The organism is Pseudoalteromonas sp. XMcav2-N, from assembly GCF_024124545.1.
Lineage (GTDB): Bacteria > Pseudomonadota > Gammaproteobacteria > Enterobacterales > Alteromonadaceae > Pseudoalteromonas.
In genome coordinates this window covers 1-23,734 of the sequence record NZ_JAMXSF010000005.1, presented here as the reverse complement: position 1 = coordinate 23,734, position 23,734 = coordinate 1, and the positions used below count along the sequence as shown (strand labels likewise).

The window sequence follows — 23,734 nt, the reverse complement described above, 5'->3', positions numbered from 1 at the left end:
CTAGTGATGTGGCAAGCTATCAATTAGTTTTTCTTTAGCCATCTTAGCTCTCGCTTCCAGACGGGTGCTAAAGAATACACCTGATAGTGCCGCAACCATTCCAGCCATTGTTGGTATCGTTGCCATTGAGATGCCTGAGGCCATCAATCGAGGGTTACCAGTACCTTGTGTAGCCATGGTTTCGAATACCGAAATCATACCTGTCACTGTACCTAATAGACCGATTAACGGACACATTGCAACCAATGTTTTGATAATCAACATGCGCTCATCTAATTTTTCAGACGCTTCAGAAATCCATGCATCGCGGATTCTGTGTGCGTACCAAGATGTAGTATCTTGGCGGGCATCCCATCTGCTTACTATTCCCTTTTTAATTTTAGGAAATTCAGCCAATAGGAACCAATAGCGCTCAATCATTAATACCCACATTAGAAAGAGTGCTATCGCGACCACGTATAATACATCGCCGCCTGTAGCAACAAAATCCCTGATAGATTCCCACGTCTCCACCAGGACTAGCATTATGCTCTCTCCTTCTCCGCGTGCGCAGCAACGATACCCGCGCTTTGCTCGTCAAGAATGTGTAGGATAGATTTACTACGACCCGCAACGATAGCGTGAAGTAGGATTAACGGTAGCGCAGCAATTAGACCAAGCGCAGTAGTAACAAGAGCTAGAGAGATGTTACCTGCCATGATCTTAGGATCACCAGTACCAAATAGTGTGATTGATTCGAACGTCAGGATCATACCAACAACCGTACCTAGTAGACCTAGTAGAGGTGCGATAGCTGCAAGGATCTTGATGATGTTGATACCAGCTTCGATGCGAGGCGTTTCACGTAGAATTGCTTCGTCAAGTTTAAGCTCAAGGTTTTCAACGTCTTGGTTCTTGTTATCGTGGTACACTTTCAAGATGCGGCCCAGTGGGTTGTTGTCACTTGGGTTATTAGCGTTCTTGATTTGCGACTTGATCTTCGCACCAACCAGCATTAGGTCTAGGAAACGAACAACAGCGATCAACGCACCTAGTGCCAGCAATGCAGTGATGATGTAACCTACAGTGTCACCCTGGTGCCAACGTTCTTCAACAGTTGCACGCTGAGTGTTCAGACGTAGGATAGCACCACGCGTTGGGTCAACAACGAAAGGTGTGTACTGGTCAGCAGATGTGCTCAGAAGATCAGCAACAGTTGCCAGAACGTCTGAAGAAGGCTGCTTACCAAGTGGTACGATTTGCTTGTTTTCTGCATCGTAAACAACGTAACCGTCTTTAGTTACCAGGTTGAAGTTACCAACACGTGTTACTTGTTTAACATTGATGTCACCGCTTAGCTCTGCTACTTCTGATTCGAAAGTAGAGATCTTAGCTGATTCAGTCATTTCAGTTTGGAAAGCAATCCAAAGTTCTTCCAGCTCACGAGTAGTTGGTAGTTCTTTAGCTGCTGCCAGAGAACGAAGAACTTCTGAACGTCCTGGCTTTTCAGCACTGATGATTGATGCTTCGATAGAACCGATAGCTTCAGCAGCGTTACGACGTACCACACCGAACATTTCACCCAGAGTACCCTGAGCGTTAAGTAGCTCAGTTTCTTTCTCTGCTAGTGTAACTTCGTTCTGTTTGAACTGCTTGTTAAGACGCTCACCACGTGCTTTTTCAGCAGCCAGGTCGCGCTTAGCTTTGTTTAGCAAAGTTTGCTTGTCAGCACGATCTGACAGGAACTCTTGTTCGCGAGCTTTGTTAATTTTACCTTCAGAGATACGGTTCTGCTTTACCTGCTCCAGAATCTTATCCAGAGAATCAGTATTTGCATGTGCGTTCAACGCGCCACCAGCAGAAACTGTTAATGCTGCAGCAACGGCAAAACCTTTAAATAGTTTCTTCATGTTTTATTACTCCGCGCCGAAAATAGGTAGTTTAACTAGTTCTGGGGCAGCCTGACCACGTGCGATACGGATCATGTCTTTGATAGGCTTCAGATATTCTTCACCTAGTTCATCCCACTTCTTGCTGCTGGTGTTCCAAACCCACGCGTGCTTCTGGTCGAAAGACTGAGCTACGAATGCGATACGGCCCAGACGGGCGAAGTCAACATTGATGTTTTTACCGTTGATTTCAAGTGAACCTTGAGAAGCAACCATTGCTGAACCGTAGTTAGTTTCAATGCTGTATGCTTCAAGTACCTGACGGTATTTTTCAGACGTCGTTACTTTTGCGTTAGTAAGCGTTTCACGTAGTCTTTCGATGCGCTCTAGACGCTTTTCAGTATCAAACGGCACGTCCGCTTTGATGAATTGCTCGAGTGTATCAATCATGCGATACATCAAAGGCACAACGTCTTGCTTAGTTTTATCAACCGTCGCGATCTGACGTTCTAGAGATTCGATATTTGCATTTTGGTCTGCAACCAAACGTGCTACGTGGTCGTTGTAAACTTTCAGAAGTTCTGTTTCGTCAACAATTCCACGGTACTCAGCTACCATTTCGATAGTTTGACCGTAGATACCATCAATCTTGTCTTGAGACTTTTTAGCAGCCGTTTGAGTTTGCTGACCTACTTTTTGTATGTCATTCAAAGGATCTGCCATCACATTGCTGCTTGCAAATGCCGCTGCGCCGAAAAGCGCTGAAGCTACAAGGCTCTTTCTGATTTTAACAGACATAGTTCCCAACCAATTAAGTAATGTTACTTTTATAATTTTTGCACTCTCTTAGAGAGTACCCCGGATACTTTTAGCAGTATCAACCGTGCAATAATGCTAAATGCTATTGCCCATGTCAACTTCATGTTTAAAACAATTTTTGCTTGTCGCGATGAAATAAATTGAAAAAAAACATTGTATTAACAAGGAAACCAAGAATAAAAACCTTAAGCACTTATATTTCATACACAAAGCAACTTTATTTACATTTTATTACAGCAATTTAGCGCCTCCACCCAGCCTTTCTCTTGACCAATTTGGCAGTTAATTTCGCTTTTAATATCAATGAGCTAATTTCTCTTTGGACGCTAAGCATCCACTTTCGTGCAACAACAGATTCAGGGAAGGAGGAATGCTTAGCCTAATAACTGTTCACACAGTAATTTGCATTGCGTTTCTATTTGCTGAATAAACTCAGCGACATGCAAACCATCCATCAACCCATGATGTACCTCAACTGAAAATGGCAGTTCCCCGGTTTGTTTATCCAGGCGTCCGAAGACACACTTGGGAATACCCAGGTTATCTTTTGCACTACGAGCGTGACTAAAACTACTAAAATCCAGCCATGGCAAAATAGATAAATAAAGTTGTTGAGGATTATCACAAGTTTCCAAAAAGTGTTCACTAACCAAAGGTTGTTCAAGGTACACTTTTTTTTGTACTTCATTCTCTTTAATGTAGTCGTGGATACCTTCACAAGCAACCAAAGGCACAAATCGAAAGCTCCTGTCTTCACGCAAGAATACGCAGCTCATGTCAACTTGATCAACAACGCAAGGACGTGCGTTTACTATCCGATAACGGATCGGGACATAATGCTGGCAAGCTTTACTTAGACAGTATAAGTAACTAAAGGTAAATGAAAGCTGTCGCTTTTTGCATAAAGCATGAAGGTCACCCGTTTTAAGGCGAGTCGTTATGTTGAAGTAAGGCTGTTCAAAGCCCTGGTAGAAATCGAAATGCTCAGCTCGAGGCCAGTCTGAAGGTGTAATGTGTTTCATAGTTTAATATAGAGGGAGTGATAACCCCCTCTATATTGATGACATCGTCCGGTGATTACAAACCGTTTGCGATGATCTCCTGTGCAAGCTCGTCGGCAATCAGGTGAGTTGACTTTTGCTCAGCATCAGAGCGAGCAAAGATTTCTGTCAAAGTATCGTAGATGCCTTCAACATGCTTGGTCGCCGCTTCTTCACTATAACCTTCCGGCTTAGTTTCGTAGTACACATTGATGATACCACCGGCGTTGATAACGTAATCAGGGGCATAAAGCACACCTTTTTCACGTAAGATTTCACCATGTCTGGACTCAGCAAGCTGGTTGTTCGCGCAGCCCGCAATAATATTGGCTTTGATACGAGGAATCGTCTCATCATTAACCGTTGCACCCAAAGCACAAGGCGCATAAACGTCCACATCCAGATCATAGATTTCGTCAATGCTCACGGCAGTCGCGCCAAAGTCATTCACGACTCTGTCAATCGATGCCTGATTGATATCAGTCACGAATAACTCAGCACCCGCTTCGTGCAAATGCTTACACAAAGTATATGCAACAGCACCGAGACCTTGCACTGACACTTTTATGCCAGACAGGTCCTGATGACCATGCTTATGCTGATAGGCAGCCTTAATACCCAAGAATGTGCCCAGCGCAGTGAACGGCGACGGGTTGCCACTTTTGCCCTCAAGACCCATTACATAGTTAGTCTCTTTATGCATTGTCATCACATCACCAGTTGTGATGTTCACGTCTTCGGCTGAGTAGTAGCTACCACCAAGGCGCTCAAGGTGTCTGCCAAATGCTCTGAATAACGCTTCAGATTTGATTTTTTTAGCATCACCAATGATCACAGATTTACCGCCACCGAAAGGCAAACGAGCAACCGCGTTTTTATAGGTCATACCTTTTGAAAGGCGCAGTACGTCGTACACAGCATCTGCATCGTCTGCATAGTCCCATAGGCGACAACCGCCAACGGCCGGGCCCAGTTTGGTGTTGTGAACAGCAATGATTGCCTTCAGGCCTGAAGCCTCATCAGAACAAAAAACCACCTGTTCGTGGTTATCAAATTCAACTTGGTTAAATACAGCCACTTTGTTTGTTCTCCGTTATAGACTGACTTTGAGTCAGATAGCGCTGAAATTCATCGAACTGTATCACTAACTCACTATCCAATCCACAATATGAGTTGATATTGACTCTAAAAGCGTTAAAGCTGCCTGCATGATACATTAAATAGCCATATATTGGCTTAATTATGCATTATGTCGATTCAAATGAGTTTAATTCTTCGTTATTTTTACAATTTCTGGTGGTTAATCTTTACGTAAACGTCAACAGGCTTGTTTGCGTACTATTATTTTTACGAATTCAACAGGTCTGATGAGACAGGAGGGGGTGGATACCCAACGTCCTGGAGTGAGCTATATCTGTAGCCAAACCCAATGCCGGGAGATCAAAAAAAGAGGGCCGCGCCCTCTTTTTAAATCTGTCTTGATAACCGCTTACTTAAGCTTGCTATCCAGCTCTTCTATCTTAGCTTTCCAGATAGCTGGCCCCTGCGTATGGGCATTCACACCGTCACTGTCAACGGCAACAGTCACAGGCATGTCTTCTACTTCAAATTCGTAGATGGCTTCCATACCGAGATCTTCAAACGCAACCACTCTGGCTTTCTTAATTGCTTTGGCTACCAGATAAGCTGCGCCACCTACCGCCATCAGATAGACGGCTTTGTTTTCTTTAATAGACTCGACCGTAGCTGGACCACGCTCAGCCTTACCGATCATGCCGATCAGTCCAGTCTTCTCTAACATCAGATCAGTGAACTTATCCATGCGCGTCGATGTTGTTGGGCCAGCAGGACCCACTACTTCATCGCCAACTGCATCAACAGGACCCACGTAGTAAATAAACTTGTTAGTCAGGTCAACACCCTCTGGCAGTCCTTCACCTGAGTTAATCATATCCTGCAAACGTTTATGTGCTGCATCACGGCCAGTCAGGATCTTACCGGATAGCAACACGGTCTCACCCATTTTCCAGTCCTGGATATCTTCTTTGGTGATTTCATCCAGGTTAACTCGACGCGTATCTTCACCCACTTCCCAGGTCACTTCAGGCCAGTCTTCAAGTTTCGGCGCTTTAAGATCAGCAGGACCCGAACCGTCCAGCGTAAAGTGTACGTGACGAGTTGCAGCACAGTTAGGGATCATAACCACAGGTTTAGAAGCAGCGTGTGTTGGGGCAGACTTGATCTTAACGTCAACAACCGTAGTCAGACCGCCCAGGCCCTGCGCACCAATACCGAGTTTGTTCGCGCGTTCGAAAATTTCCAGGCGTAGTTTTTCTTCCGCCGTTTCAGCACCACGCTCGATAAGCTCGTGGATATCAACCGGATCCATCAGAGACTCTTTTGCCAATACTGCTGCTTTTTCAGCAGTACCACCGATACCTATTCCCAGCATGCCTGGTGGACACCAGCCAGCACCCATAGTCGGTAACGTTTTCTCTACCCAGGCAGCAACATCGTCTGATGGGTTCAGCATCACCATTTTCGTCTTGTTCTCTGAACCACCACCCTTGGCTGCTATCATCACCTCAACCTCGGCGCCCGGTACCATATCGATGTGCACAACAGAAGGCGTATTGTCTTTGGTGTTTTTACGCGCACCAGCAGGGTCTGCAACTATGGAAGCACGCAACGGATTATCTGGATTGGTGTAAGCACGACGTGTACCTTCGTCCACCATTTGCTGTACAGTCAGGTCCGTCTTGTCCCATTTAACATCCATACCGACCTTTACAAAACAGGTCACGATCCCCGTATCCTGACATAACGGACGCTTGCCCTCTGCAGACATACGAGAGTTAATCAAGATTTGTGCAATCGCATCTTTAGCTGCTTTACTTTGTTCTTTGTCGTACGCTTTTTCTAAAGCCTGAACAAAATCTAATGGGTGGTAGTAAGAAATGTATTGTAACGCATCTTCGATGCTGTCAATAAAGTCTTGCTGACGAATAGTACTCATGACGGTTCCTTTATTCTCCGGTCTGTGACGAGGTAAACCGGTGTTTATTGAGAGGCGCGATTATATACCATCTTGCTAAAAGTGAGTATCGCAATCACAGATTAGCGACTAAAGTCCTGTGCTTATCCAAATTCACAAGGTGGGATGCAATCAAACACGCTATGGATTCAATGACAATTATGATACCCTCCTCGCCCGTTTCGGGCTAGCATTCGGGTTCAGTTAATGACAAATCCAGGTAATAACACCATTGAACTAGACATTTCTTTGTCAACCATTGAGGTGTTCGACACCCTTGCCTCTGCGCCGCTGGCGATACTGCTCGACTCCAGCGATGCTAAACACGAGAATAGCCGGTTTGATATCATGAGTATCAACCCAGTGTGCATACTCGAAGCCAGAGCTGGGCAATTTTATCTTGATGGTGCGCACGTTGAGCGAGACGGATTCACTATCATGCAAGAGAAACTGGCTGAACTGAAAGCCATTTCACATCCAGACCTCCCCTTTTGTGGCGGCTGGCTCGGCTACTTTGGCTACGATCTTGGCAGATATATAGAAAGCATACCTCAAAGTGCAGTACAGGACATTGCAATACCAGATATGGTAGCCGGCCTTTATCCTGATGCACTGATCCGTGATAATCGCCTTAATCGCTGGTACTTTGTTACTCAGCCAGGTTACAACCGACTCAGTACTTACCGCTCGCTCATTGAGCAACATCGCCACGAAGGGGATAAATTTACCCTGACCAGTCATTGGCAGGCAAATATGACTCAGACCGAATACGCCGCCAAATTTGCCCGTATCCATGCTTATCTGAAAAGTGGCGACTGTTATCAGATAAACCTGGCACAAAGGTTTAGTGCCGAGTACCAGGGTTCACCCTGGTGTGCTTATAAAACCTTACGAGCTAAGAACCAGGCACCTTTCTCTGCGTTTATTAACCTTGGAGAAGATGCCATTGTGTCGGTATCTCCAGAGCGCTTTATCTCAGTGCGTCAAGGCCAGGTAGAGACCAAACCAATCAAAGGTACCTTGCCCAGATTACAAGATCAGCAGGCGGATGCACAGCAGGCAGCGGCTTTACAGCGCAGCCCCAAAGATCGTGCTGAAAACGTGATGATTGTCGATCTGCTGCGCAACGACCTTGGCAAAGTGGCTAAGCCAGGCAGTGTGCAGGTTCCCAAACTATTTGAAATTGAAAGCTTCCCTGCCGTACACCATCTGGTCAGTACTGTTACCGCTCAACTCGCAGAAGGTAAAACCGCAGTCGACCAGCTTAAAGCCGCATTTCCCGGCGGATCTATCACAGGAGCACCAAAGATCCGCGCAATGGAAATCATTGAAGAATTAGAGCCGCACAGACGTAGCGCCTATTGTGGTTCTGTAGGCTATCTTAGTGCCTGTGGTGCGATGGACACATCGATTACCATCCGAACATTAGTGTGTCATCAGCAAAAAATTTACTGCTGGGCCGGTGGAGGGATTGTCGCAGACTCCGACTGTGAGTTAGAGTATCAGGAGACTTATCACAAGGTGAACAAGATACTGCCCATCCTATGAATCTACAACACGTCATAAGTCGCTTTAGCCTGAGCGACTCAAACCAGACACCTGTTTTAGGACAAGGTCAGGAAAGTGCCGTTTTGGTGCCACTGTTAGAGGTGAATGGAGAAGCCTCGATGCTACTTTGCAAACGCAGTGCTCAACTACGCAGCCACCCTAGTCAGCTATGTTTTCCGGGAGGCAAAGTTGAATTACAAGACGCCTCTGTGATCACCACAGCACTACGTGAAAGTCAGGAAGAAATTGCCCTTGATCCGCAGCAAGTTAACCCCGTTGGGGTGTTACCTTTACACACCACACTGACAGGCTTTCGCATAACACCTGTTCTGGCAGTTTTAAATCACAATGCAACCTGGGAAACGCACAGCGATGAAGTAGAACAGGTATTTACTCTGCCGTTATCTCTGCTTGCACAACAACGCGCCTGGCAACCAGTTCAGACCCAGTTGCGGGGCAAATCAGTGACATTTAACGGCCTGATGACAGAGCACGGGTTACTCTGGGGGGCGACTGCCAAAATAGTTCAGCAGCTACTTGCCAGAGTGGCCTGACCTGTCTAAAACTTGCCATCAAATTGCGCTATAACCAAATGAGTTTGTACGCTTTCGAGTACTTATTGCCGCTCATTGGCTATATCCACTTCTAGCCCAACCAAAACTGTATACAATTTTGCTGTGAAATGGGTTACTTATGCAATAATTAACGTTATGATGTGCGCCCGTTCAGAGGCAATGTTGAGTAGAATTTATGATTAGTGCATTTGATATGTTCAGTATTGGTATTGGGCCGTCATCTTCCCATACTGTCGGACCTATGCGCGCTTCGCGCCTGTTTGTGAAAGACCTGCAGGACAACAACATAATTGATCAGATCACATCAGTAAAAGTAGAGCTATTTGGCTCGCTGGGCCAAACTGGCATAGGCCACGGCTCAGGTAAAGCAGTGATCCTGGGCTTAGCTGGATACGATCCAGAATCAGTAGATGCGGACAAAGTGCCAGAAATTCTGGATACCATTGAGCGCGAGCAAGTGATTTATCTGGACAAGACTCACAAAGCCGCTTTCCCTAAACAAGGGGCGATTGTCTTCCATCGTCGTAAAACCCTGCCAAAACACTCTAATGCGATGGAGCTGCAAGCTTTCTCTGGTTCTGAGCTAGTACATAGCCAAGTTTACTACTCAATCGGTGGTGGATTTATTGTAACCGAAGAACAGTTTGACAACGAAAAGCAAGCCGCGTTGGATGTACGTGAACAGAACCCGGCCCCCTATCCTTTTGAAAATGCCCAGCAGCTGCTGGAAATGTGTAAAGAGACGGGCCTGAGTGTGTCTTCTCTAATGATGCACAATGAAAAAACGCTGCGCAGCGAACAGGAAATTAAAGCTGAACTGTTCCATATCTGGGAAGTAATGAAAGCCTGTATTGAACGCGGCATGCGTACTGAGGGCATATTACCTGGAGGATTAAAGGTAAAACGTCGCGCTCCAAGCTTGTACTTAAAACTGAATGTGGAAAACAGTAATGATCCGCTACGTGCTATGGACTGGGTTGACCTGTTCGCACTGGCCGTGAATGAAGAAAATGCAGCGGGCGGTCGGGTTGTCACAGCACCGACTAATGGCGCAGCCGGGATTTTGCCTGCGGTGCTCATGTATTACCACACATTCATCAAAGAAGTGGACGCAGAAATTGCCACACGCTACCTGCTAACAGCTGCGGCAATTGGCATTCTGTACAAGAAAAATGCTTCGATCTCTGGTGCCGAAGTAGGCTGTCAGGGAGAAGTGGGGGTAGCGTGCTCTATGGCAGCTGGAGCCCTGACAGAAATCATGGGTGGCAATGTCGTACATGTAGAGAATGCCGCGGAAATTGGCATGGAGCATAACCTGGGCCTGACTTGTGACCCGGTTGGCGGGTTAGTTCAGGTGCCTTGTATTGAACGAAATGCCATGGGTGCAGTAAAAGCCATCAACGCTTCGCGCCTTGCTATGCGTGGCAGTGGTGAGCAGAAAGTGTCTTTAGATAAAGTGATCAAAACCATGCTCGATACGGGTAATGATATGAAAACAAAATATAAAGAAACAGCACGTGGTGGTCTGGCGGTTAATATTATCGAGTGTTAACCAGTAAGGTCTGTACGTAAAAAAGCCGCGATTGCGGCTTTTTTATTGTCTATTCGTACCAATTTGCTTAATTAAGTGTTCTATTCTGAGGCGAGAAAATATCGTCGATAACCAGGCAAAAATTTTGCTATTTAGTTGTTCTAAATGAGAATTTTTCACACAGTTAGCGTCATATTTGCTCTTTCAAATTGAACAGGTATTAAGTGAAGTTGGTACCTCTTACTTGACTGGTAGCTCTGTGTTTTCAAATAACGCATCGACATCTTCCTGATTGCGCATCAGGCTGGCCCGCTCGACCAGGTCTTTCGTCAGATGAGGCGCAAATCGTTCGATAAAGTCATACATGTAGCCGCGCAAGAAACTGCCCTTTCTGAAGCCTATCTTTGTCGTACTTGCCTCAAACAAATGGCTGGCATCAATACATACCAGATCTTTGTCTGTCACTTCATCGACCGCCATGGTTGCAAGCACACCAACACCAAGGCCTAATCGAACATAGGTTTTAATCACATCCGCATCGGTGGCTGTGAAAACTATATGCGGTGATAAGCCATGTGCATTAAAGGCTTTGTCCAGCTCTGAGCGCCCGGTAAAACCAAATACGTAGGTGATCAAAGGATACTTTGCCACATCCTGCACCGTGATATTGCTGCCCTTTTTAGCCAAAGGATGGTCTTTCGTGACGACAATGCTACGATTCCAGTGATAGCAAGGCAGCATAATCAGATCACCATACAAATGTAGTGCTTCGGTTGCGATGGCAAAGTCAGCATCGCCCCTGGCAGCAGCATCTGAGATCTGTTGCGGCGTCCCCTGATGCATATGCAAAGAGACTGCCGGATACTTTTGCATAAACCCCTGGATCACATTTGGCAGTGCATAACGCGCCTGCGTATGTGTGGTTGCAATATTTAGCTTACCCTGGTCGGGCAGCGTATGTTCATTAGCAACGGCCTTAATGCCCTCAACCTTTGACAGTATCTCTCGAGCAATATTGATTATTTCATTGCCAGCACTGGTAACATGCGTAAGATGTTTACCACTACGGCCAAAGATCTGTACACCAAGCTCGTCTTCCAGCATACGCACTTGCTTGGAAATTCCCGGCTGGGAGGTATACAAGCTTTCTGCGGTTGCTGACACATTGAGGTTGTGATTCAGAACTTCAACTATATATTTCAGTTGTTGTAATTTCATAACTAAGCGTTTGTTTTAATTGTTATCTGGTGTACGACTAGGCCAGCTATCATTAGATACAGGCAAATAATGACTCAGCCTAGCATAATTATAGTCTATCCGATAGGACAATACTTTCCCCAGCCTATTAGAGCCAGCTTCCGGTCATTAAGCTATACTAAAAAATGATGGAATTTGCTGGATTTTCAAGTCTCTTGTTATTAACACTGTTCAATCCGCAATTATTTGATGTAATATAAAAAAACTATCAGCTGTATGATTTACGAAGAGATCCGGGTATGTTTGTTACCGTAATAATTTTGTTGATTGTAGCACTCATTGTAATTGCTGTGTGGGTTAGTGCTATTCAACAACACAGAGAAAAACAAGAAGCGGAGCGCCGTAAAGAGCTGGCCAAACAAAAGCGGATCATAGAAGAAGCCGAAGACGTGATCCTCAACAGCAGCAATATTCCTATGTCGGGCGCAATGATCCGTATCATTCAACGTCGAGTGCATGATGCGCTCGTTGCTATGGTTGAATTGTCTCCTACCTCTCGCGAACTGAAAAGCCGTATGCATGAGTCACAGGAGCGTATGAATAATGAGCCCCAAAATGCCAACGAATCTGATAAAGTAGCCCTGCCCGATAACGACAAACAACTCATTGCACTGGTTCAGGGAATTAAAAAATTACGCCACCTGCTGCGCTCAGAGCATAGTAAAGGCAAGGTAGACACGCAGGTATTCGTGCAAGAAGACCGTAAAATGGAGCGGTTGCAGCTTAGGATCAACGTTGAAAGCCAAATCAAGCGGGGGCTGTCTGCTAAAAGCGCCAACATGGTAGGCTCAGCTCGACAATACTTTGAAAAAGCCTATGCGATTATTTGCGGTGTTTCTTATTCAGATGAATACATTAATGAAAAGAAAACATTGTTAGAAGGATACTTGAGTGAGATCAGCACAGAGCTCAAAGCCTCTAACGCCTCTGCGGTGAAAAAGAAAGCCGAGAAAGAAAAGGACGATCTCGACGTCCTTTTCGCCCCCAAGAAAAAGTGGTGATCAGCGTCAGCTGATCGCAAACTTCACAATAAACAGCAGGGTTAATACCCAGACACTGATAGAAATTTCCTCTCGCTTATTACAGGCCAGTTTAACCGCTGTGTAAGAAATAAAGCCAAGTGCGATGCCGTGAGCAATGGAAAAAGTCAACGGCGTCATTAACAGTACAACGCTCACCGGTATCGCATCGCTCATATCATCCCAGTTAACTAGCTTCAGATTTTGTAACATCAAAACAGCTACGTACAATATGGCTCCTGCTGTAGCATAAGCTGGTACCATCTGGGCCAATGGCGCGAAGAACATCATAAGCAGGAAACACAATCCAACGACCACGGCAGTTAAACCTGTTCGGCCACCCACGGATACACCCGACACAGATTCGATATAAGAGGTAGTGGTAGACGTGCCAAGGAAGGAGCCGGCAATGGTCGCCGAACTATCCGCAGACAGTGCTCTGCCCAGACGCGGCATCCGCCCCTCCTGATCAGCAATCCCCGCTTTTTGCGTAACCGCAACTAAAGTACCGCTGGTATCGAACAAATCAACAAACAAAAATGCAAACACGACACTCAGCATTGAAATTTCCAGTGCGCTGGCAATATCCAGTTGCGCCAAAGTGGGTGCAATGCTTGGCGGTGCCGACACAATACCTGAGTATTCAACCAAGCCAAGAGCCCAAGCCAAAACCGTTACCAATAAAATACTCAGTAACACACCACTTTTCATATCACGGTACATCAGAGCTGCAATCACAAAAAAGCTCAGAATGGCCAACAGAGGACCCGGGCTGGTGATGTCACCCAATTGAACAAAGGTAGCTGGGCTGGCGACAATGATCTGCGCATTTTTCAGCGCAATCAGTGCCAGAAAAGCACCAATGCCCGTCGCAATAGCTTGTTTTAATACCAGAGGAATTGCCTGGATAACCCATTCCCTGACTTTAAAAACACTCAGGAGTAAAAACAGGCAGCCTGATAAAAATACCGCGCCTAATGCGCTTTGCCAGGTGTGGCCCATACCTAATACAACGCCGTAAGTAAAAAAGGCATTTAGTCCCATCCCTGGTGCCAGGGCCAGAGGATAATTGGCCCACAGGCCCATAATAAAGCAGCCAATGGCTGCCGCTAAACAGGTGGCGACAAACGCTGCGCCATGATCGATGCCCGCTTCAGCCAACATGGCCGGGTTAACAAACACGATGTAAACCATAGTGACAAATGTCGTCAGACCGGCAATAAACTCGGTTTTGACTGTGCTCTGCTGTGCACGGAGCGAAAATAATTTTTCCAGCATGTCTTTGTATTTTATATAGAAACGAAAGCCGGATTTTATCATAAATCTCTGGTGTAATCGGACAAAATAGTTAAAAATCAACTACACTCTGATCTAGGTCGTATTAAGTGAAATCAGTATGAAAAAGAACCAATTAGCAGTTGCAAACGGCAATGACTTGGAACAACAACTCCTCAATGTATTGGAGTTTGTGACCGCAACACCAGACTCTGAAAACCGCTGGCCCTCAGACACGGATAGCAAAGCTACCTATAAAAAAGGGCTTTATTATCTGAAAAATAAACAATATCCGCTCGCCGCAAAATGGCTACGCCTGGCTGCCATGTCAGGCGACAATAAAGCACAGTTTTATCTGGGTATGCTGTTCATTAAAGGCCAGGGTGTGCCTAAAAGTGTTTTTCATGGTATTGCCTGGCTGTCACTCGCGCAAAGTCAGGGCAATCAGGCAGCAGCTGGTACACTGGAGCAAGTACGTACACATCTGACTGCGAAACGGTTTATCGATGCTCAATGTTATGCTGCAACACTGTATGAGCAAATCCACCAGATGATGCATTTTAATCAGGACACGAACTCATAATAAAAGTTAACACAATCAAAGCTCTAATAGAAAAGAACAAAAAATACGCGATATTTTACTTGCCAAATAGCACTGTATGAAATACTGTATAAACACTGTATAGAAAATCAGTGGTCTGCTCATGTTACATACTCAAGTGCAAAATATTTCTTCATCTCAAACCAATACAGCCGATAAACGTTATCAGCTAGTGTATGCGGAAGATGACATAGTCAGCAGTTTGGAACTATTAAAGATTCTGTATCGATGTAACTCGTTACATAAATGGACACTGCTCATTGCACCAGACAACATCCCAAGCAAAGCACTGCTGGATAACGGCTCAATTGACAGCAGCAAGTTACTGGTGCTGCGACAGAGACATTTGATAAACTTGGAGTATGTTATTAACAGCGCTTTATGCAAAGGCAACTTTGCAGCGGTGGTTACCTGGACAGACATAGTATCTGAGCAGCAGCTTGCCCGGTTTAAGCTGATAGACAGTGATACTGAATTGTTTTGCTTCACTCGCTCTACTGGCCATGGAACATCCGTCGTTGCGCATTAAGTCCAAATGAGAATATATGTGTTATTGCGGTTCTGAAACTGAAGCACAAGTGTGCTGTCTGCCTTTTATTGAAGGACGTAAGCAACCTGAAAGCGCCCAACAACTGATGCGCTCACGGTATAGTGCGTATTGTCTTAAAGACACAGGTTACATACATAATACGTACGCACAAAGCATGCGTGCAGAAAACAGTGAAGCCAGTATCCGAACATTTGCCGAGCAGGTCACCTTTATCGGGTTAGAGATTATCCAGTGCAGTGAGTCTACTGATTATCACTTTGTGGAGTTTAAAGCGATGTACCTTGATGGCGGCGTGTGCGTCACAATGCATGAACGGTCTCGCTTTTTAAAAGAAGCAGGGCTGTGGCGTTATCTAGATGGCGACCTGTTTGCCTGCCCTGAGAGAAAAATTAGCAGGAATGATCCTTGTCCCTGCCAAAGTGGGAAGAAGTTCAAAAAGTGCCACGGCTAGGTTGGCTGGCTAAACTTTTGGGTTATTGAATGCGCAATAATCCATAAAGTGTAATGTTCTCTCGCTTGAATATTGCTCTTAATTTTTTGTTTCTACGTTTTTAAAGGTGCCAAAGCAGCGTTCTGTAAAGCAGGATGAGTGCCCGTAGAATGATACTCAGCAAAAGCTAAATATTCTCCTCATTTAGATTTGCATTTGGTGCATATAAGCATATAGCCCTATCCAAAGCGCTTTTTTTTTGTATTCCCATGCCGTCGGTGTGCTTCTTTAAACAGCAACCTGCAACATAGATTGCATTTCTCCGCCGGCTATCTGATCATAAAACCCTGCTGCATCGATGTCTTTATTATCAACAATCATGTGAGGGTTTCTCGTTTTTTCTAGCCTCTGTCTTACTGCTGGCTCAAGATTATCAACAATATGCAAAGGAATGTGCTTTTTATCATTACGCACGGCATAGGGCTCTGGCTGTAGACATTCTTTGAGACGAAGACTGGCTAGATCCCCCTCCTGAACCAAAAAACCATTATCCTGGCCGATGAGCATATTAAAGTGCTCGGGTGCAAGTGGTTTTTGAGGGCCCAACTGCAATGCCAATTTTAGCGCTGCTTCAGATTTATCCGGCTGCTCGGGTGAAGTATGGGGCAGGTCAAACTGGCTAAAATCTAACGCATCCTGAGACAACAAAGATAAAAGCAATGCAAAGTCACCGCGCCGGGCTTCATGAACACTGTGATTAAGCGCACTACCAAGCTGGGCCTCTTTGCACAAAATGCCATCTATCTGCATGTAAAATCGCCACAATTTATGGAATATGAAAATTTATCGGCATTTTTTCAATTTTCTTTAGAACATTTCTTTACTTCACTAAAAACTTTGATATTATCAGCGCCCATGTTGAGGAGGGGTTCCCGAGCGGCCAAAGGGATCAGACTGTAAATCTGACGGCACTGCCTTCGCTGGTTCGAATCCAGCCCCCTCCACCACATAACAATTTGTATTCTCTTAGGAGGGGTTCCCGAGCGGCCAAAGGGATCAGACTGTAAATCTGACGGCACTGCCTTCGCTGGTTCGAATCCAGCCCCCTCCACCACCTTACAATTTGTTTTTCTCTTAGGAGGGGTTCCCGAGCGGCCAAAGGGATCAGACTGTAAATCTGACGGCACTGCCTTCGCTGGTTCGAATCCAGCCCCCTCCACCACTTTCCTCTGAAGCCAATTAAAAAATAACTTCTGGTTGCTCATCCATATCAAAAAGACATTCATATTTAAATACTCATTCCCCGACGATAGCACTTCTGTCCTTTGGAAACCTATACGTTTTTGCTGAAGCTTCTGAATGACAACTATTGGCAGAAAAATTCGATTCATTGATTTCAACCGAACCCGTACGCCCCTACTCTTTAATCTGCAACACCACTGCGTTTTGACTTAAATAAGATTGTGCCTTCTTATAATCAGGGTAATGACGCGCCACGATTTTCCAAAAGGCTTGGTTGTGTGCCATGACATGGAAATGTGCCAACTCGTGCACAATAACATAATCAATTACCCACTTAGGTGCACCTACCAGCAAGCTATTGAGTGCCAGAGTGCCACTTGATGACAAGCTGCCCCAACGACGTTTATATTCCCTGATTTTAAGTTCTTGATACTCACTTCTCATCAGGTCGGAATACTCTGCCAGTACCGGCGTCACATAACTAAGTAACACCTGGTTTAAATACCCAAACAGCGCTTTTCTCGCCCCTTCAGAGTCGGGGTTGGCGCGCGTTTTTAGACCAATGCATTTCGCATCATGATCAATGTAAGAGCAACTTGGTGACAACTCAAACTGATACTGCTCGCCAAATATCTGAATTTTCTTACTGTCAAAAGGTATCTGAATCTGTTGCTGCTGAGCAGACATCGCCAATTTTTTACTTTCGACCCAGTGTGATTTGCTTTTTAGCCACGTATCCAGCCAACGCTTGTCGATTCCGTAGGGCGCGAATACTTTCACGCCATCTGCTGTTACTTTAATGGCAACACTCTGTCTGCGCTTACTGATGCTTAATTGATAATCGAATGACATAGATTCAATTTTTTATTTACCCTGAAAAAATACTGCTACCCTTACTTATAAGAAGGATAGATCTGGCGCACTATGAACAACAAACCTCTTTGCCAATATGAATCACCCGATGGCCATAAATGCCAAGAAATAGATATGGGGTCAGGCTATTGCTTTTGGCATGATAGCAAATTTGACAAGAGCGGTCTGGAATTGACACAAAAGCTGGAGAGATATGCCAAAAGAGGTGGTCTCTTGCAAGGTCTGGAGTTAAAACGTGCAAACCTCGAAGGCCTCAACCTGGTCAAGTTTGACAATCACGAAGGCTATGACTTGTCATACAGCAACTTTTATCGTGCTAACTTGCAAGGTGCTCATTTATTCAATAGTACAATTAAAAATGCTTCTTTAATGAAGGCAGACTTGCGTGACGCCAATCTGCACTGCTGCAAGCTTGGAGATACAAACCTGTTAGGCATGAAGCTCGATAAGACGCGCATCGACAACCTCTATCTCGGTGACAAGCTTTTGCAGGAAAAGCAAGCCAATGAAGCTCTTAAGCAGCAAGATCTGGAAGAAGCAAACGACTTATTTTTGCAGTCTGAAGAAATCTATCGATTACTAAGAAAAGGCGCCGAGCAGCAAGGTCTATTTGAGATGGCCGGGAAATATACCTACAGCGAGCTACGCATGCGACACGCGCAATACCCCAAATTCTCCAAACGCCGCTTGGTATCCTCTTTTGTCGATATGTTGTGCGGCTACGGCGAAAAGCCCGAAAATGTGATCCGTTTCAGTTTGGGTATGATCATCGCCTGCGCAATCTGCTACTTCCTGTTCGGGATCAATTACAATGACGGGCTTATTCAGTTTTCCAGCCAAGCCTCCTGGACGGAAAACCTAAGCACGTTGCTAAATTGTATTTATTTCAGTGTGGTTACCTTTACAACACTTGGCTATGGCGACATAACGCCGACCGGCATCACCCGGTTAATCGCGACGGTTGAGGCATTTACCGGCAGCTTTTCTCTGGCCTTGTTCGTTGTCGTATTTGTAAAACGCATGACCCGCTAATCAGAGATACCAATTTCTCTTCCCAACTCTTGCAAAAACCCGCGCATAAATTCAGTGCGTCTCTGCGCTTCTCTCTTAGCTGACTGGGTATGCATTTGCTCTGCAATATTTAGCAATTTGATGTAAAAATGATCTAACGTATATTTTTTATCATCCGGCTCACGCTCCTGACAGAAAGGGTCACCGATATGATACATATGCCTTGCAATCGCGCCGCCAACTTTCATACACCGACTCACCCCTATTGCCCCTAACGCGTCCATACGATCGGCATCCTGAACAACCTTAGCTTCCAAAGTATCTGGGGTCACATTGGCACTAAAACTGTGTGCGACAATTGCATGATGTACTGAGGGTAACTTGTCTTTAGGGTAGTCTAGCGTTGATAAAAAAGCGACAGCCCTGTCAGCTGCCAGTTTAGAGGCAATTGGCCTATCCGGGTGGTTTTTTGCCACTGCTACACAGTCGTGCAGCCAGGCTGCGGGCAAGACGACTTCAAGGTCAGCATCTTCGGCCGCACACAATTGCTTCGCGGTTTTAACTACCCGCAAGATATGCGATAAATCGTGGGCAGTATCGGCAAACTCAGTTGTTAGCATAAAATCTCTGCATGCAGCCTCAAATTCCATCGTATTTAATGTCATTTATCCCTTAACCTCGTGGTTCTGATTGTATGTTGTTATTGGCTTCACTAAAATGTCACCATAATCTACTGTAAGGAATTTATATGTCTTGCGCGCTGTATTTACAACCTGGCCGTGAAAAATCTTTAAAAAGAAAGCACCCTTGGATCTTTTCTAAGGCGATTAAAAAAGTCAAAGGTAAGCCTGCACTTGGCGATACAGTGACCATTTATAGTCACGACGGTCAATACCTGGCCACAGCCGCATATAGTCCAGACTCTCAGATCCGAGCGCGGATCTGGAGCTTTGATCAGTCTGAACAAATCGATCAGTCATTTTTCGAACGACGACTAGCGCGAGCACTCTCAGCGCGCGAGCAGGTCATTGAAGAAGGACAGTTAACCGGCTTCAGGCTATGTGCTGCCGAGTCAGATGGTTTGCCCGGCATAACGATTGATAAGTTTGACAACTATTTGGTTTGTCAGCTGTTAAGTGCCGGCGCAGAGCGCCACAAAGGCGAAATCGTACAAGCTCTCAGAACTCTGTTTCCCGAGTGCCATATCTATGAGCGCTCTGATGTAGATGTACGGAAAAAGGAAGGGCTTGAGAAAACCACCGGTGTATTGTGGGGAGACGAACCTGAAGCGCCAGTTGTGATCATGGAAAACGGCTTGAAAATTGAAGTCGATATTAAATCTGGTCACAAAACCGGCTTCTACCTGGACCAAAGAGACAGCCGTGCGGCACTCGAGCGCTTCTCAAAAGGTAAGTCAGTGCTTAACTGTTTTTGCTATACAGGCACGTTTGGTCTGTATGCGCTCCGTGGTGAGTGTGAAGAAGTCATCAATGTCGACGTCTCTCAGCCTGCTCTGGATACAGCTAAGCGTAATGTAGAACACAATGAACTAGATTTGTCGCGGGCTCAGTTTGTTAAGCAGGATGTGTTCAAGTTGCTAAGACAATACCGTGAGGAAGGCCGTCAGTTTGACACCATTGTCATGGATCCGCCTAAATTTGCCGAGAATAAAGCACAGCTCAATGGTGCCTGCCGCGGCTATAAAGACATTAATATGCTGGCTATGCAATTACTTAAGCCAGGTGGTACTTTGCTAACCTTCTCTTGCTCAGGCCTTATGGAACAGAATTTGTTCCAAAAAGTAGTGGCTGATGCAGCTCTAGATGCAGGTAAAGACTTGTTAATTATGGAGCGCCTTAATCAGGCAGCAGACCACCCTATAGCAGGCTGTTACCCGGAGGGGTTTTACCTAAAAGGCTTGATCTGTAAAGTGTATTAATCGTCATCATTAAAGTAGAAAGGCCGGTATAAACCGGCCTTTCTCGAATTTCTAAGTTACTATATTTAGAAACTGCCTTGCAAAGTAAGGCCTGAATAGCTGCTGTAGCCTCTAACCATGATGTGGTAAGTACCACCATCCGTACCTGAACTCAGAGTACAAGTTTCATTGTTACCAGAGCGATATGGACGACAATCATAGTTGTTTGTCGTTGGCTGAGTCCCTTTGCGTACATACAGGTCAGCATCACCTGAACCACCTGAAATACTCACATTCAGCGTCACATTTGCTGGCACTTCGATGGTGTAACGGGTATCTGTGTTGGTACCACCAGACAGCCCTGTTACTGGCACTCCGTTTTCAAGGCAGTTTGCACCACAGCCTGAAGCATCACCAAAAGTACCTGTCAGCGTAGCGCCTGAATACTGGCTATAGCCATGTAGCATCACGTACCAGTCACCTGCAGCTGGGTTAGAAAATTCACAAGACTCGTTGTTGCCGTTTTTATATGGACGACACGCGTAGCTGCTTTGAGTCGGTTGAGAACCTTGTTGAACATACAGATCCGCATCACCCGAGCCGCCAGCCAGAGTGAACGAAACCGACGCTGCACCAGCTGGAACAGCAAGCTTATAGAAAGTCTCCGAACCTGACGCACCTGACGCAGACACACCTACACCTGAAACAAGCTCAGTTGGGCCTGGCGGTGGTGGTGGAGGCGGCGCATCACCTTCAAGCGTATAAAGCAGTTCATTCGGTGAACTTGCTTTGGCATCGGATACCGCACCTTTAGTACTTCTGCTACTAAGCAGTGAATCAATCTGCGCTGGAGTAAGCGACGGATCCTGGTCAAGATACAATGCTACCGCACCTGCTACATGTGGTGCAGCCATTGAGGTACCACTGATTGTGTTGGTAGAACTGTCAGAATTATACCACGCAGACTTGATGCTGGAACCTGGCGCATAGATATCAAGACAAGAGCCATAGTTTGAGAAGCTTGAACGGCCATCGCTGCTGGTTGTCGAGCCAACAGTTATTGCATCGGCAGCTCGAGCTGGAGAGTAGTTACAAGCATCGCTATTATCATTACCAGCAGCTACAACGAAAGTAACACCAGAAGCAACGGCAGCATTAACGGCATCATCAACAGCCTGAGACACGCCACCACCTAAGCTCATGTTCGCAACAGACGGGCCTGAAGCGTTGTTCTTAACCCAGTCAATTCCTGAAATCACACCAGAATATGAACCGGAGCCATTACAACCCAATACACGAACACCGACAACATTAACATTTTTCGCAACACCGTACTGTGAACCGCCGATGGTACCAGCAACGTGTGTACCGTGACCGTTACAGTCAGAAGAATCTGCATCATTGTCGACAAAGTCATAGCCGTGGCTTGCACGGTTCCCGAATTCACTATGCGAGATACGAACACCAGTATCAATAACATAAGCCGTAACGCCTGAACCATCAAAGTCGTAGTGATAGTTTGAATTCAGAGGCAATGCGCGCTGATCTACACGGTCAAGGCCCCAAATCGCGTTGCTCTGATCGCCTGAAGCCTGAGGCGTCACTGTGACTATTTGATCTTGTTCAATGTAGGCAATGTTAGGGTCTTTCAGCATTGCTTTTACATCACCTGCAGACGCGTTTACCACAACACCGTTAAGCACACCATTGAAGCTTTTAGCAACGTTAACATTGTAAGCATTGCTTAATGCCTGTGCCTGCGTTGTAGCATAGTCTGAGATAGCCATTGCACTTTGTGTATTAAGTACAGTTGGCGTTTTAAACACGACGATATATTTGCCTGGAATGGCCTTGCTCTGGTCTGTAGTCAGTAACTCAGCCTGAGCCATCGACTGTCCAGAAATGCCTGCCAGAATGGCAAAAGCGAGTGTGTTTAGTTTACGCATACTTGTTCCTTTTTTGTTGTTTGGTTAATTTCCAATCAAAATGTAGCTCAATTGCAGAGAAAATAAACACAAAATGGAACATTTATTTAACTATCTTTACAATTAATGTAAATTTAAATTTACATTAATATTTTTCATATTCATGAATTAATCGGTACACTATTGATTTTTATAATTTAAATATTACTTCCATTACAGAACTTCCCTATATTGGGAAACTTTAGCTCACCATATTTTCATGTTAAGTACGCAGGTTAAATATTTCATTTCACGCTCCGTAATTGCTTAACATCCTAAAATGAGTATTGATCGAGTGACCAATTGTCCAAAGGTGTAAGTGTGACGAATAATAGCCCCAGTGTAGGCGCTGCCATCATTTTCTGGTCGCTACGTGAGAGGACAGTATGAAGTCAGACCTAACATAAGGGCACCGCGTACAGTCTTTGCTATTCATTCGAAGTAAATGTGGGATGACGGTAGTGGGGGCTTGTATGAATGGAGAAATACATGATATTTCGTCAGAAATCGCTCTATATATCATGAAAGCAAGGAGTATGTTTGAGCCGGCGTATTTACTACACGTAAAGTGTGGATTTCCAGCAGCGACTCCAGGTTTACCCAGCTCTACCACACCGCCAACAACAACTCAGTTGTCATCCCGCACGCGATGCGGGATCTGTTTAAACCTTTCTCTCGGTGCTGAGTACGTTTGTTCCGGCGTATTTGTCATACGTACGGTGTGGTCTGTTGGTGGATCCCGCATCAAGTGCGGGATGACGGCAGTGTAGATCTGTTTGAATGGAGAAATACATGACACTTCGTCACAAATCGCTCTATACATCATGAAAGCAAGGAGTATGTTTGAGCCGGCGTATTTACTACACGTAAAGTGTGGATTTCCAGCAGCGACTCCAGGTTTTCCCAGCTCTACCACACCTCCAACAACAACTCTGTTGTCATCCCGCACGCGATGCGGGATCTGTTTAAACCTGTTTTTCAGTGCTGAGTAGGTTTGTTTCGGTGTATTTGTCATACGTACGGTGTGGCCTTCCAGCAGCGACTCCAGGTTTATACCAAATTGATTAAATTTATGATCTAATATCAAAATCTAATATCCATCGATGTGATAATGATTTTGCTGCCCTCTGAATTTAGTAAGCTCTCCAAACAGACTAAAGATCCCAGAAAGAAAGTACG

At 45.4% G+C, this 23,734-nt stretch carries 22 protein-coding genes and 3 tRNA genes; 12 read left to right on the top strand and 13 right to left on the bottom strand.

Translation table 11 applies throughout. The features are described from left to right. The 6 genes from NH568_RS08155 to NH568_RS08130 form a co-directional block, all read right to left on the bottom strand. Entirely contained in the window at positions 1-525 is a 525-nt protein-coding gene (locus tag NH568_RS08155) for a MotA/TolQ/ExbB proton channel family protein (protein WP_010381817.1), read from the bottom strand. Further along, positions 525-1,889, bottom strand: a complete 1,365-nt coding sequence (locus NH568_RS08150) for a MotA/TolQ/ExbB proton channel family protein (protein WP_253046197.1) — start codon at positions 1,887-1,889, stop codon at positions 525-527. The genes NH568_RS08155 and NH568_RS08150 overlap by 1 nt, the downstream gene beginning before the upstream one ends. A 6-nt stretch (positions 1,890-1,895) precedes the next feature. After that, positions 1,896-2,666, bottom strand: coding sequence for a DUF3450 domain-containing protein (locus NH568_RS08145; protein ID WP_253046196.1), 771 nt, complete (start codon positions 2,664-2,666; stop codon positions 1,896-1,898). A gap of 395 nt (positions 2,667-3,061) precedes the next feature. Beyond that, positions 3,062-3,709: a CatA-like O-acetyltransferase gene (locus tag NH568_RS08140; RefSeq protein WP_253046195.1), complete on the bottom strand. Its 648-nt coding sequence runs from the start codon at positions 3,707-3,709 to the stop codon at positions 3,062-3,064. Between the two features lie 55 nt (positions 3,710-3,764). Next, on the bottom strand, positions 3,765-4,805 hold the full coding sequence (locus tag NH568_RS08135) for a Glu/Leu/Phe/Val dehydrogenase (RefSeq protein ID WP_253046194.1): 1,041 nt from the start codon (positions 4,803-4,805) through the stop codon (positions 3,765-3,767). A 411-nt stretch (positions 4,806-5,216) separates the two neighbouring features. After that, positions 5,217-6,743 carry a fumarate hydratase gene (locus NH568_RS08130; RefSeq protein WP_253046193.1) on the bottom strand — a complete coding sequence of 509 codons (1,527 nt, stop codon included), beginning with the start codon at positions 6,741-6,743 and terminating at the stop codon, positions 5,217-5,219. 225 nt (positions 6,744-6,968) lie between these two features. Here NH568_RS08130 and pabB point away from each other — a divergent pair, with 225 nt between their 5' ends. The 3 genes from pabB to NH568_RS08115 all read left to right on the top strand — a co-directional run bounded on the left by pabB (position 6,969) and on the right by NH568_RS08115 (position 10,436). Continuing rightward, positions 6,969-8,309 (top strand): aminodeoxychorismate synthase component I, encoded by a 1,341-nt coding sequence (gene pabB / locus NH568_RS08125; protein ID WP_253046192.1) that lies wholly within the window; start codon positions 6,969-6,971, stop codon positions 8,307-8,309. Further along, a complete protein-coding gene (locus NH568_RS08120; RefSeq protein WP_253046191.1) occupies positions 8,306-8,863 on the top strand; it encodes a CoA pyrophosphatase in 558 nt (185 codons plus the stop codon). The genes pabB and NH568_RS08120 overlap by 4 nt, the downstream gene beginning before the upstream one ends. 196 nt (positions 8,864-9,059) lie before the next feature. Further along, on the top strand, positions 9,060-10,436 hold the full coding sequence (locus NH568_RS08115; protein ID WP_138546675.1) for an L-serine ammonia-lyase: 1,377 nt from the start codon (positions 9,060-9,062) through the stop codon (positions 10,434-10,436). A 219-nt stretch (positions 10,437-10,655) separates the two neighbouring features. On the opposite strand, the gene cysB is transcribed toward NH568_RS08115, so the two are convergent. Continuing rightward, entirely contained in the window at positions 10,656-11,633 is a 978-nt protein-coding gene (gene cysB / locus NH568_RS08110) for an HTH-type transcriptional regulator CysB (RefSeq protein ID WP_130245836.1), read from the bottom strand. 278 nt (positions 11,634-11,911) lie between these two features. Here cysB and NH568_RS08105 point away from each other — a divergent pair, with 278 nt between their 5' ends. Beyond that, on the top strand, positions 11,912-12,673 hold the full coding sequence (locus tag NH568_RS08105; RefSeq protein WP_253046190.1) for a hypothetical protein: 762 nt from the start codon (positions 11,912-11,914) through the stop codon (positions 12,671-12,673). Positions 12,674-12,679: 6 nt separating this feature from the next. Here NH568_RS08105 and NH568_RS08100 read toward each other — a convergent pair whose 3' ends face one another. Next, complete coding sequence (locus tag NH568_RS08100) at positions 12,680-13,969, bottom strand: NCS2 family permease (protein WP_253046496.1); 1,290 nt, start codon at positions 13,967-13,969, stop codon at positions 12,680-12,682. A gap of 118 nt (positions 13,970-14,087) precedes the next feature. On the opposite strand from NH568_RS08100, the gene NH568_RS08095 reads away from it, so the two are divergent. The 3 genes from NH568_RS08095 to NH568_RS08085 all read left to right on the top strand — a co-directional run bounded on the left by NH568_RS08095 (position 14,088) and on the right by NH568_RS08085 (position 15,568). Next, a complete protein-coding gene (locus NH568_RS08095) occupies positions 14,088-14,549 on the top strand; it encodes a sel1 repeat family protein (protein WP_253046189.1) in 462 nt (153 codons plus the stop codon). A 121-nt stretch (positions 14,550-14,670) separates the two neighbouring features. Then, positions 14,671-15,096, top strand: a complete 426-nt coding sequence (locus tag NH568_RS08090; protein ID WP_253046188.1) for a SulA-like leucine-rich domain-containing protein — start codon at positions 14,671-14,673, stop codon at positions 15,094-15,096. A gap of 16 nt (positions 15,097-15,112) precedes the next feature. Further along, positions 15,113-15,568, top strand: coding sequence for a YchJ family metal-binding protein (locus tag NH568_RS08085; RefSeq protein ID WP_253046187.1), 456 nt, complete (start codon positions 15,113-15,115; stop codon positions 15,566-15,568). A gap of 267 nt (positions 15,569-15,835) precedes the next feature. Here the strand turns inward: NH568_RS08085 and NH568_RS08080 are convergent, their stop codons facing one another. Beyond that, positions 15,836-16,357, bottom strand: coding sequence for a VC2046/SO_2500 family protein (locus NH568_RS08080; RefSeq protein ID WP_253046186.1), 522 nt, complete (start codon positions 16,355-16,357; stop codon positions 15,836-15,838). Between the two features lie 112 nt (positions 16,358-16,469). Here NH568_RS08080 and NH568_RS08075 point away from each other — a divergent pair. From NH568_RS08075 to NH568_RS08065, 3 genes are all read left to right on the top strand, one after another. After that, positions 16,470-16,554 (top strand) — tRNA-Tyr (locus NH568_RS08075). Positions 16,555-16,576: 22 nt separating this feature from the next. Continuing rightward, positions 16,577-16,661: transfer RNA gene (locus NH568_RS08070), tRNA-Tyr, on the top strand. Positions 16,662-16,684: 23 nt separating this feature from the next. Further along, positions 16,685-16,769: transfer RNA gene (locus NH568_RS08065), tRNA-Tyr, on the top strand. Positions 16,770-16,963: 194 nt separating this feature from the next. Here NH568_RS08065 and NH568_RS08060 read toward each other — a convergent pair. After that, positions 16,964-17,641: a SprT family zinc-dependent metalloprotease gene (locus tag NH568_RS08060; RefSeq protein ID WP_253046185.1), complete on the bottom strand. Its 678-nt coding sequence runs from the start codon at positions 17,639-17,641 to the stop codon at positions 16,964-16,966. Between the two features lie 72 nt (positions 17,642-17,713). On the opposite strand from NH568_RS08060, the gene NH568_RS08055 reads away from it, so the two are divergent. Further along, entirely contained in the window at positions 17,714-18,694 is a 981-nt protein-coding gene (locus tag NH568_RS08055; protein WP_253046184.1) for an ion channel, read from the top strand. On the opposite strand, the gene NH568_RS08050 is transcribed toward NH568_RS08055, so the two are convergent. Beyond that, entirely contained in the window at positions 18,691-19,338 is a 648-nt protein-coding gene (locus tag NH568_RS08050; RefSeq protein ID WP_253046183.1) for an HD domain-containing protein, read from the bottom strand. The genes NH568_RS08055 and NH568_RS08050 overlap by 4 nt on opposite strands. Positions 19,339-19,421: 83 nt before the next feature. On the opposite strand from NH568_RS08050, the gene NH568_RS08045 reads away from it, so the two are divergent. Further along, positions 19,422-20,612 carry a class I SAM-dependent methyltransferase gene (locus NH568_RS08045; RefSeq protein WP_253046182.1) on the top strand — a complete coding sequence of 397 codons (1,191 nt, stop codon included), beginning with the start codon at positions 19,422-19,424 and terminating at the stop codon, positions 20,610-20,612. Between the two features lie 65 nt (positions 20,613-20,677). On the opposite strand, the gene NH568_RS08040 is transcribed toward NH568_RS08045, so the two are convergent. Both NH568_RS08040 and NH568_RS08035 read right to left on the bottom strand, forming a co-directional pair. Beyond that, positions 20,678-22,537: a S8 family peptidase gene (locus NH568_RS08040; RefSeq protein ID WP_138553329.1), complete on the bottom strand. Its 1,860-nt coding sequence runs from the start codon at positions 22,535-22,537 to the stop codon at positions 20,678-20,680. Between the two features lie 646 nt (positions 22,538-23,183). Then, positions 23,184-23,642, bottom strand: a complete 459-nt coding sequence (locus tag NH568_RS08035) for a hypothetical protein (protein WP_253046181.1) — start codon at positions 23,640-23,642, stop codon at positions 23,184-23,186. Positions 23,643-23,734: the final 92 nt, after the last annotated feature.

Coding starts and splice junctions, on each gene's coding strand:
- NH568_RS08060 (WP_253046185.1), bottom strand. CDS start 17,641: ATGTCATTCGATTATCAATTAAGCATCAGTAAGCGCAGACAGAGTGTT.
- NH568_RS08105 (WP_253046190.1), top strand. CDS start 11,912: ATGTTTGTTACCGTAATAATTTTGTTGATTGTAGCACTCATTGTAATT.
- NH568_RS08120 (WP_253046191.1), top strand. CDS start 8,306: ATGAATCTACAACACGTCATAAGTCGCTTTAGCCTGAGCGACTCAAAC.
- NH568_RS08140 (WP_253046195.1), bottom strand. CDS start 3,709: ATGAAACACATTACACCTTCAGACTGGCCTCGAGCTGAGCATTTCGAT.
- pabB (WP_253046192.1), top strand. CDS start 6,969: ATGACAAATCCAGGTAATAACACCATTGAACTAGACATTTCTTTGTCA.
- NH568_RS08040 (WP_138553329.1), bottom strand. CDS start 22,537: ATGCGTAAACTAAACACACTCGCTTTTGCCATTCTGGCAGGCATTTCT.
- NH568_RS08130 (WP_253046193.1), bottom strand. CDS start 6,743: ATGAGTACTATTCGTCAGCAAGACTTTATTGACAGCATCGAAGATGCG.
- NH568_RS08145 (WP_253046196.1), bottom strand. CDS start 2,666: ATGTCTGTTAAAATCAGAAAGAGCCTTGTAGCTTCAGCGCTTTTCGGC.
- NH568_RS08080 (WP_253046186.1), bottom strand. CDS start 16,357: ATGCAGATAGATGGCATTTTGTGCAAAGAGGCCCAGCTTGGTAGTGCG.
- NH568_RS08085 (WP_253046187.1), top strand. CDS start 15,113: ATGTGTTATTGCGGTTCTGAAACTGAAGCACAAGTGTGCTGTCTGCCT.
- NH568_RS08115 (WP_138546675.1), top strand. CDS start 9,060: ATGATTAGTGCATTTGATATGTTCAGTATTGGTATTGGGCCGTCATCT.
- NH568_RS08095 (WP_253046189.1), top strand. CDS start 14,088: ATGAAAAAGAACCAATTAGCAGTTGCAAACGGCAATGACTTGGAACAA.
- cysB (WP_130245836.1), bottom strand. CDS start 11,633: ATGAAATTACAACAACTGAAATATATAGTTGAAGTTCTGAATCACAAC.
- NH568_RS08050 (WP_253046183.1), bottom strand. CDS start 19,338: ATGACATTAAATACGATGGAATTTGAGGCTGCATGCAGAGATTTTATG.
- NH568_RS08100 (WP_253046496.1), bottom strand. CDS start 13,969: ATGCTGGAAAAATTATTTTCGCTCCGTGCACAGCAGAGCACAGTCAAA.
- NH568_RS08055 (WP_253046184.1), top strand. CDS start 17,714: ATGAACAACAAACCTCTTTGCCAATATGAATCACCCGATGGCCATAAA.
- NH568_RS08155 (WP_010381817.1), bottom strand. CDS start 525: ATGCTAGTCCTGGTGGAGACGTGGGAATCTATCAGGGATTTTGTTGCT.
- NH568_RS08045 (WP_253046182.1), top strand. CDS start 19,422: ATGTCTTGCGCGCTGTATTTACAACCTGGCCGTGAAAAATCTTTAAAA.
- NH568_RS08090 (WP_253046188.1), top strand. CDS start 14,671: ATGTTACATACTCAAGTGCAAAATATTTCTTCATCTCAAACCAATACA.
- NH568_RS08150 (WP_253046197.1), bottom strand. CDS start 1,889: ATGAAGAAACTATTTAAAGGTTTTGCCGTTGCTGCAGCATTAACAGTT.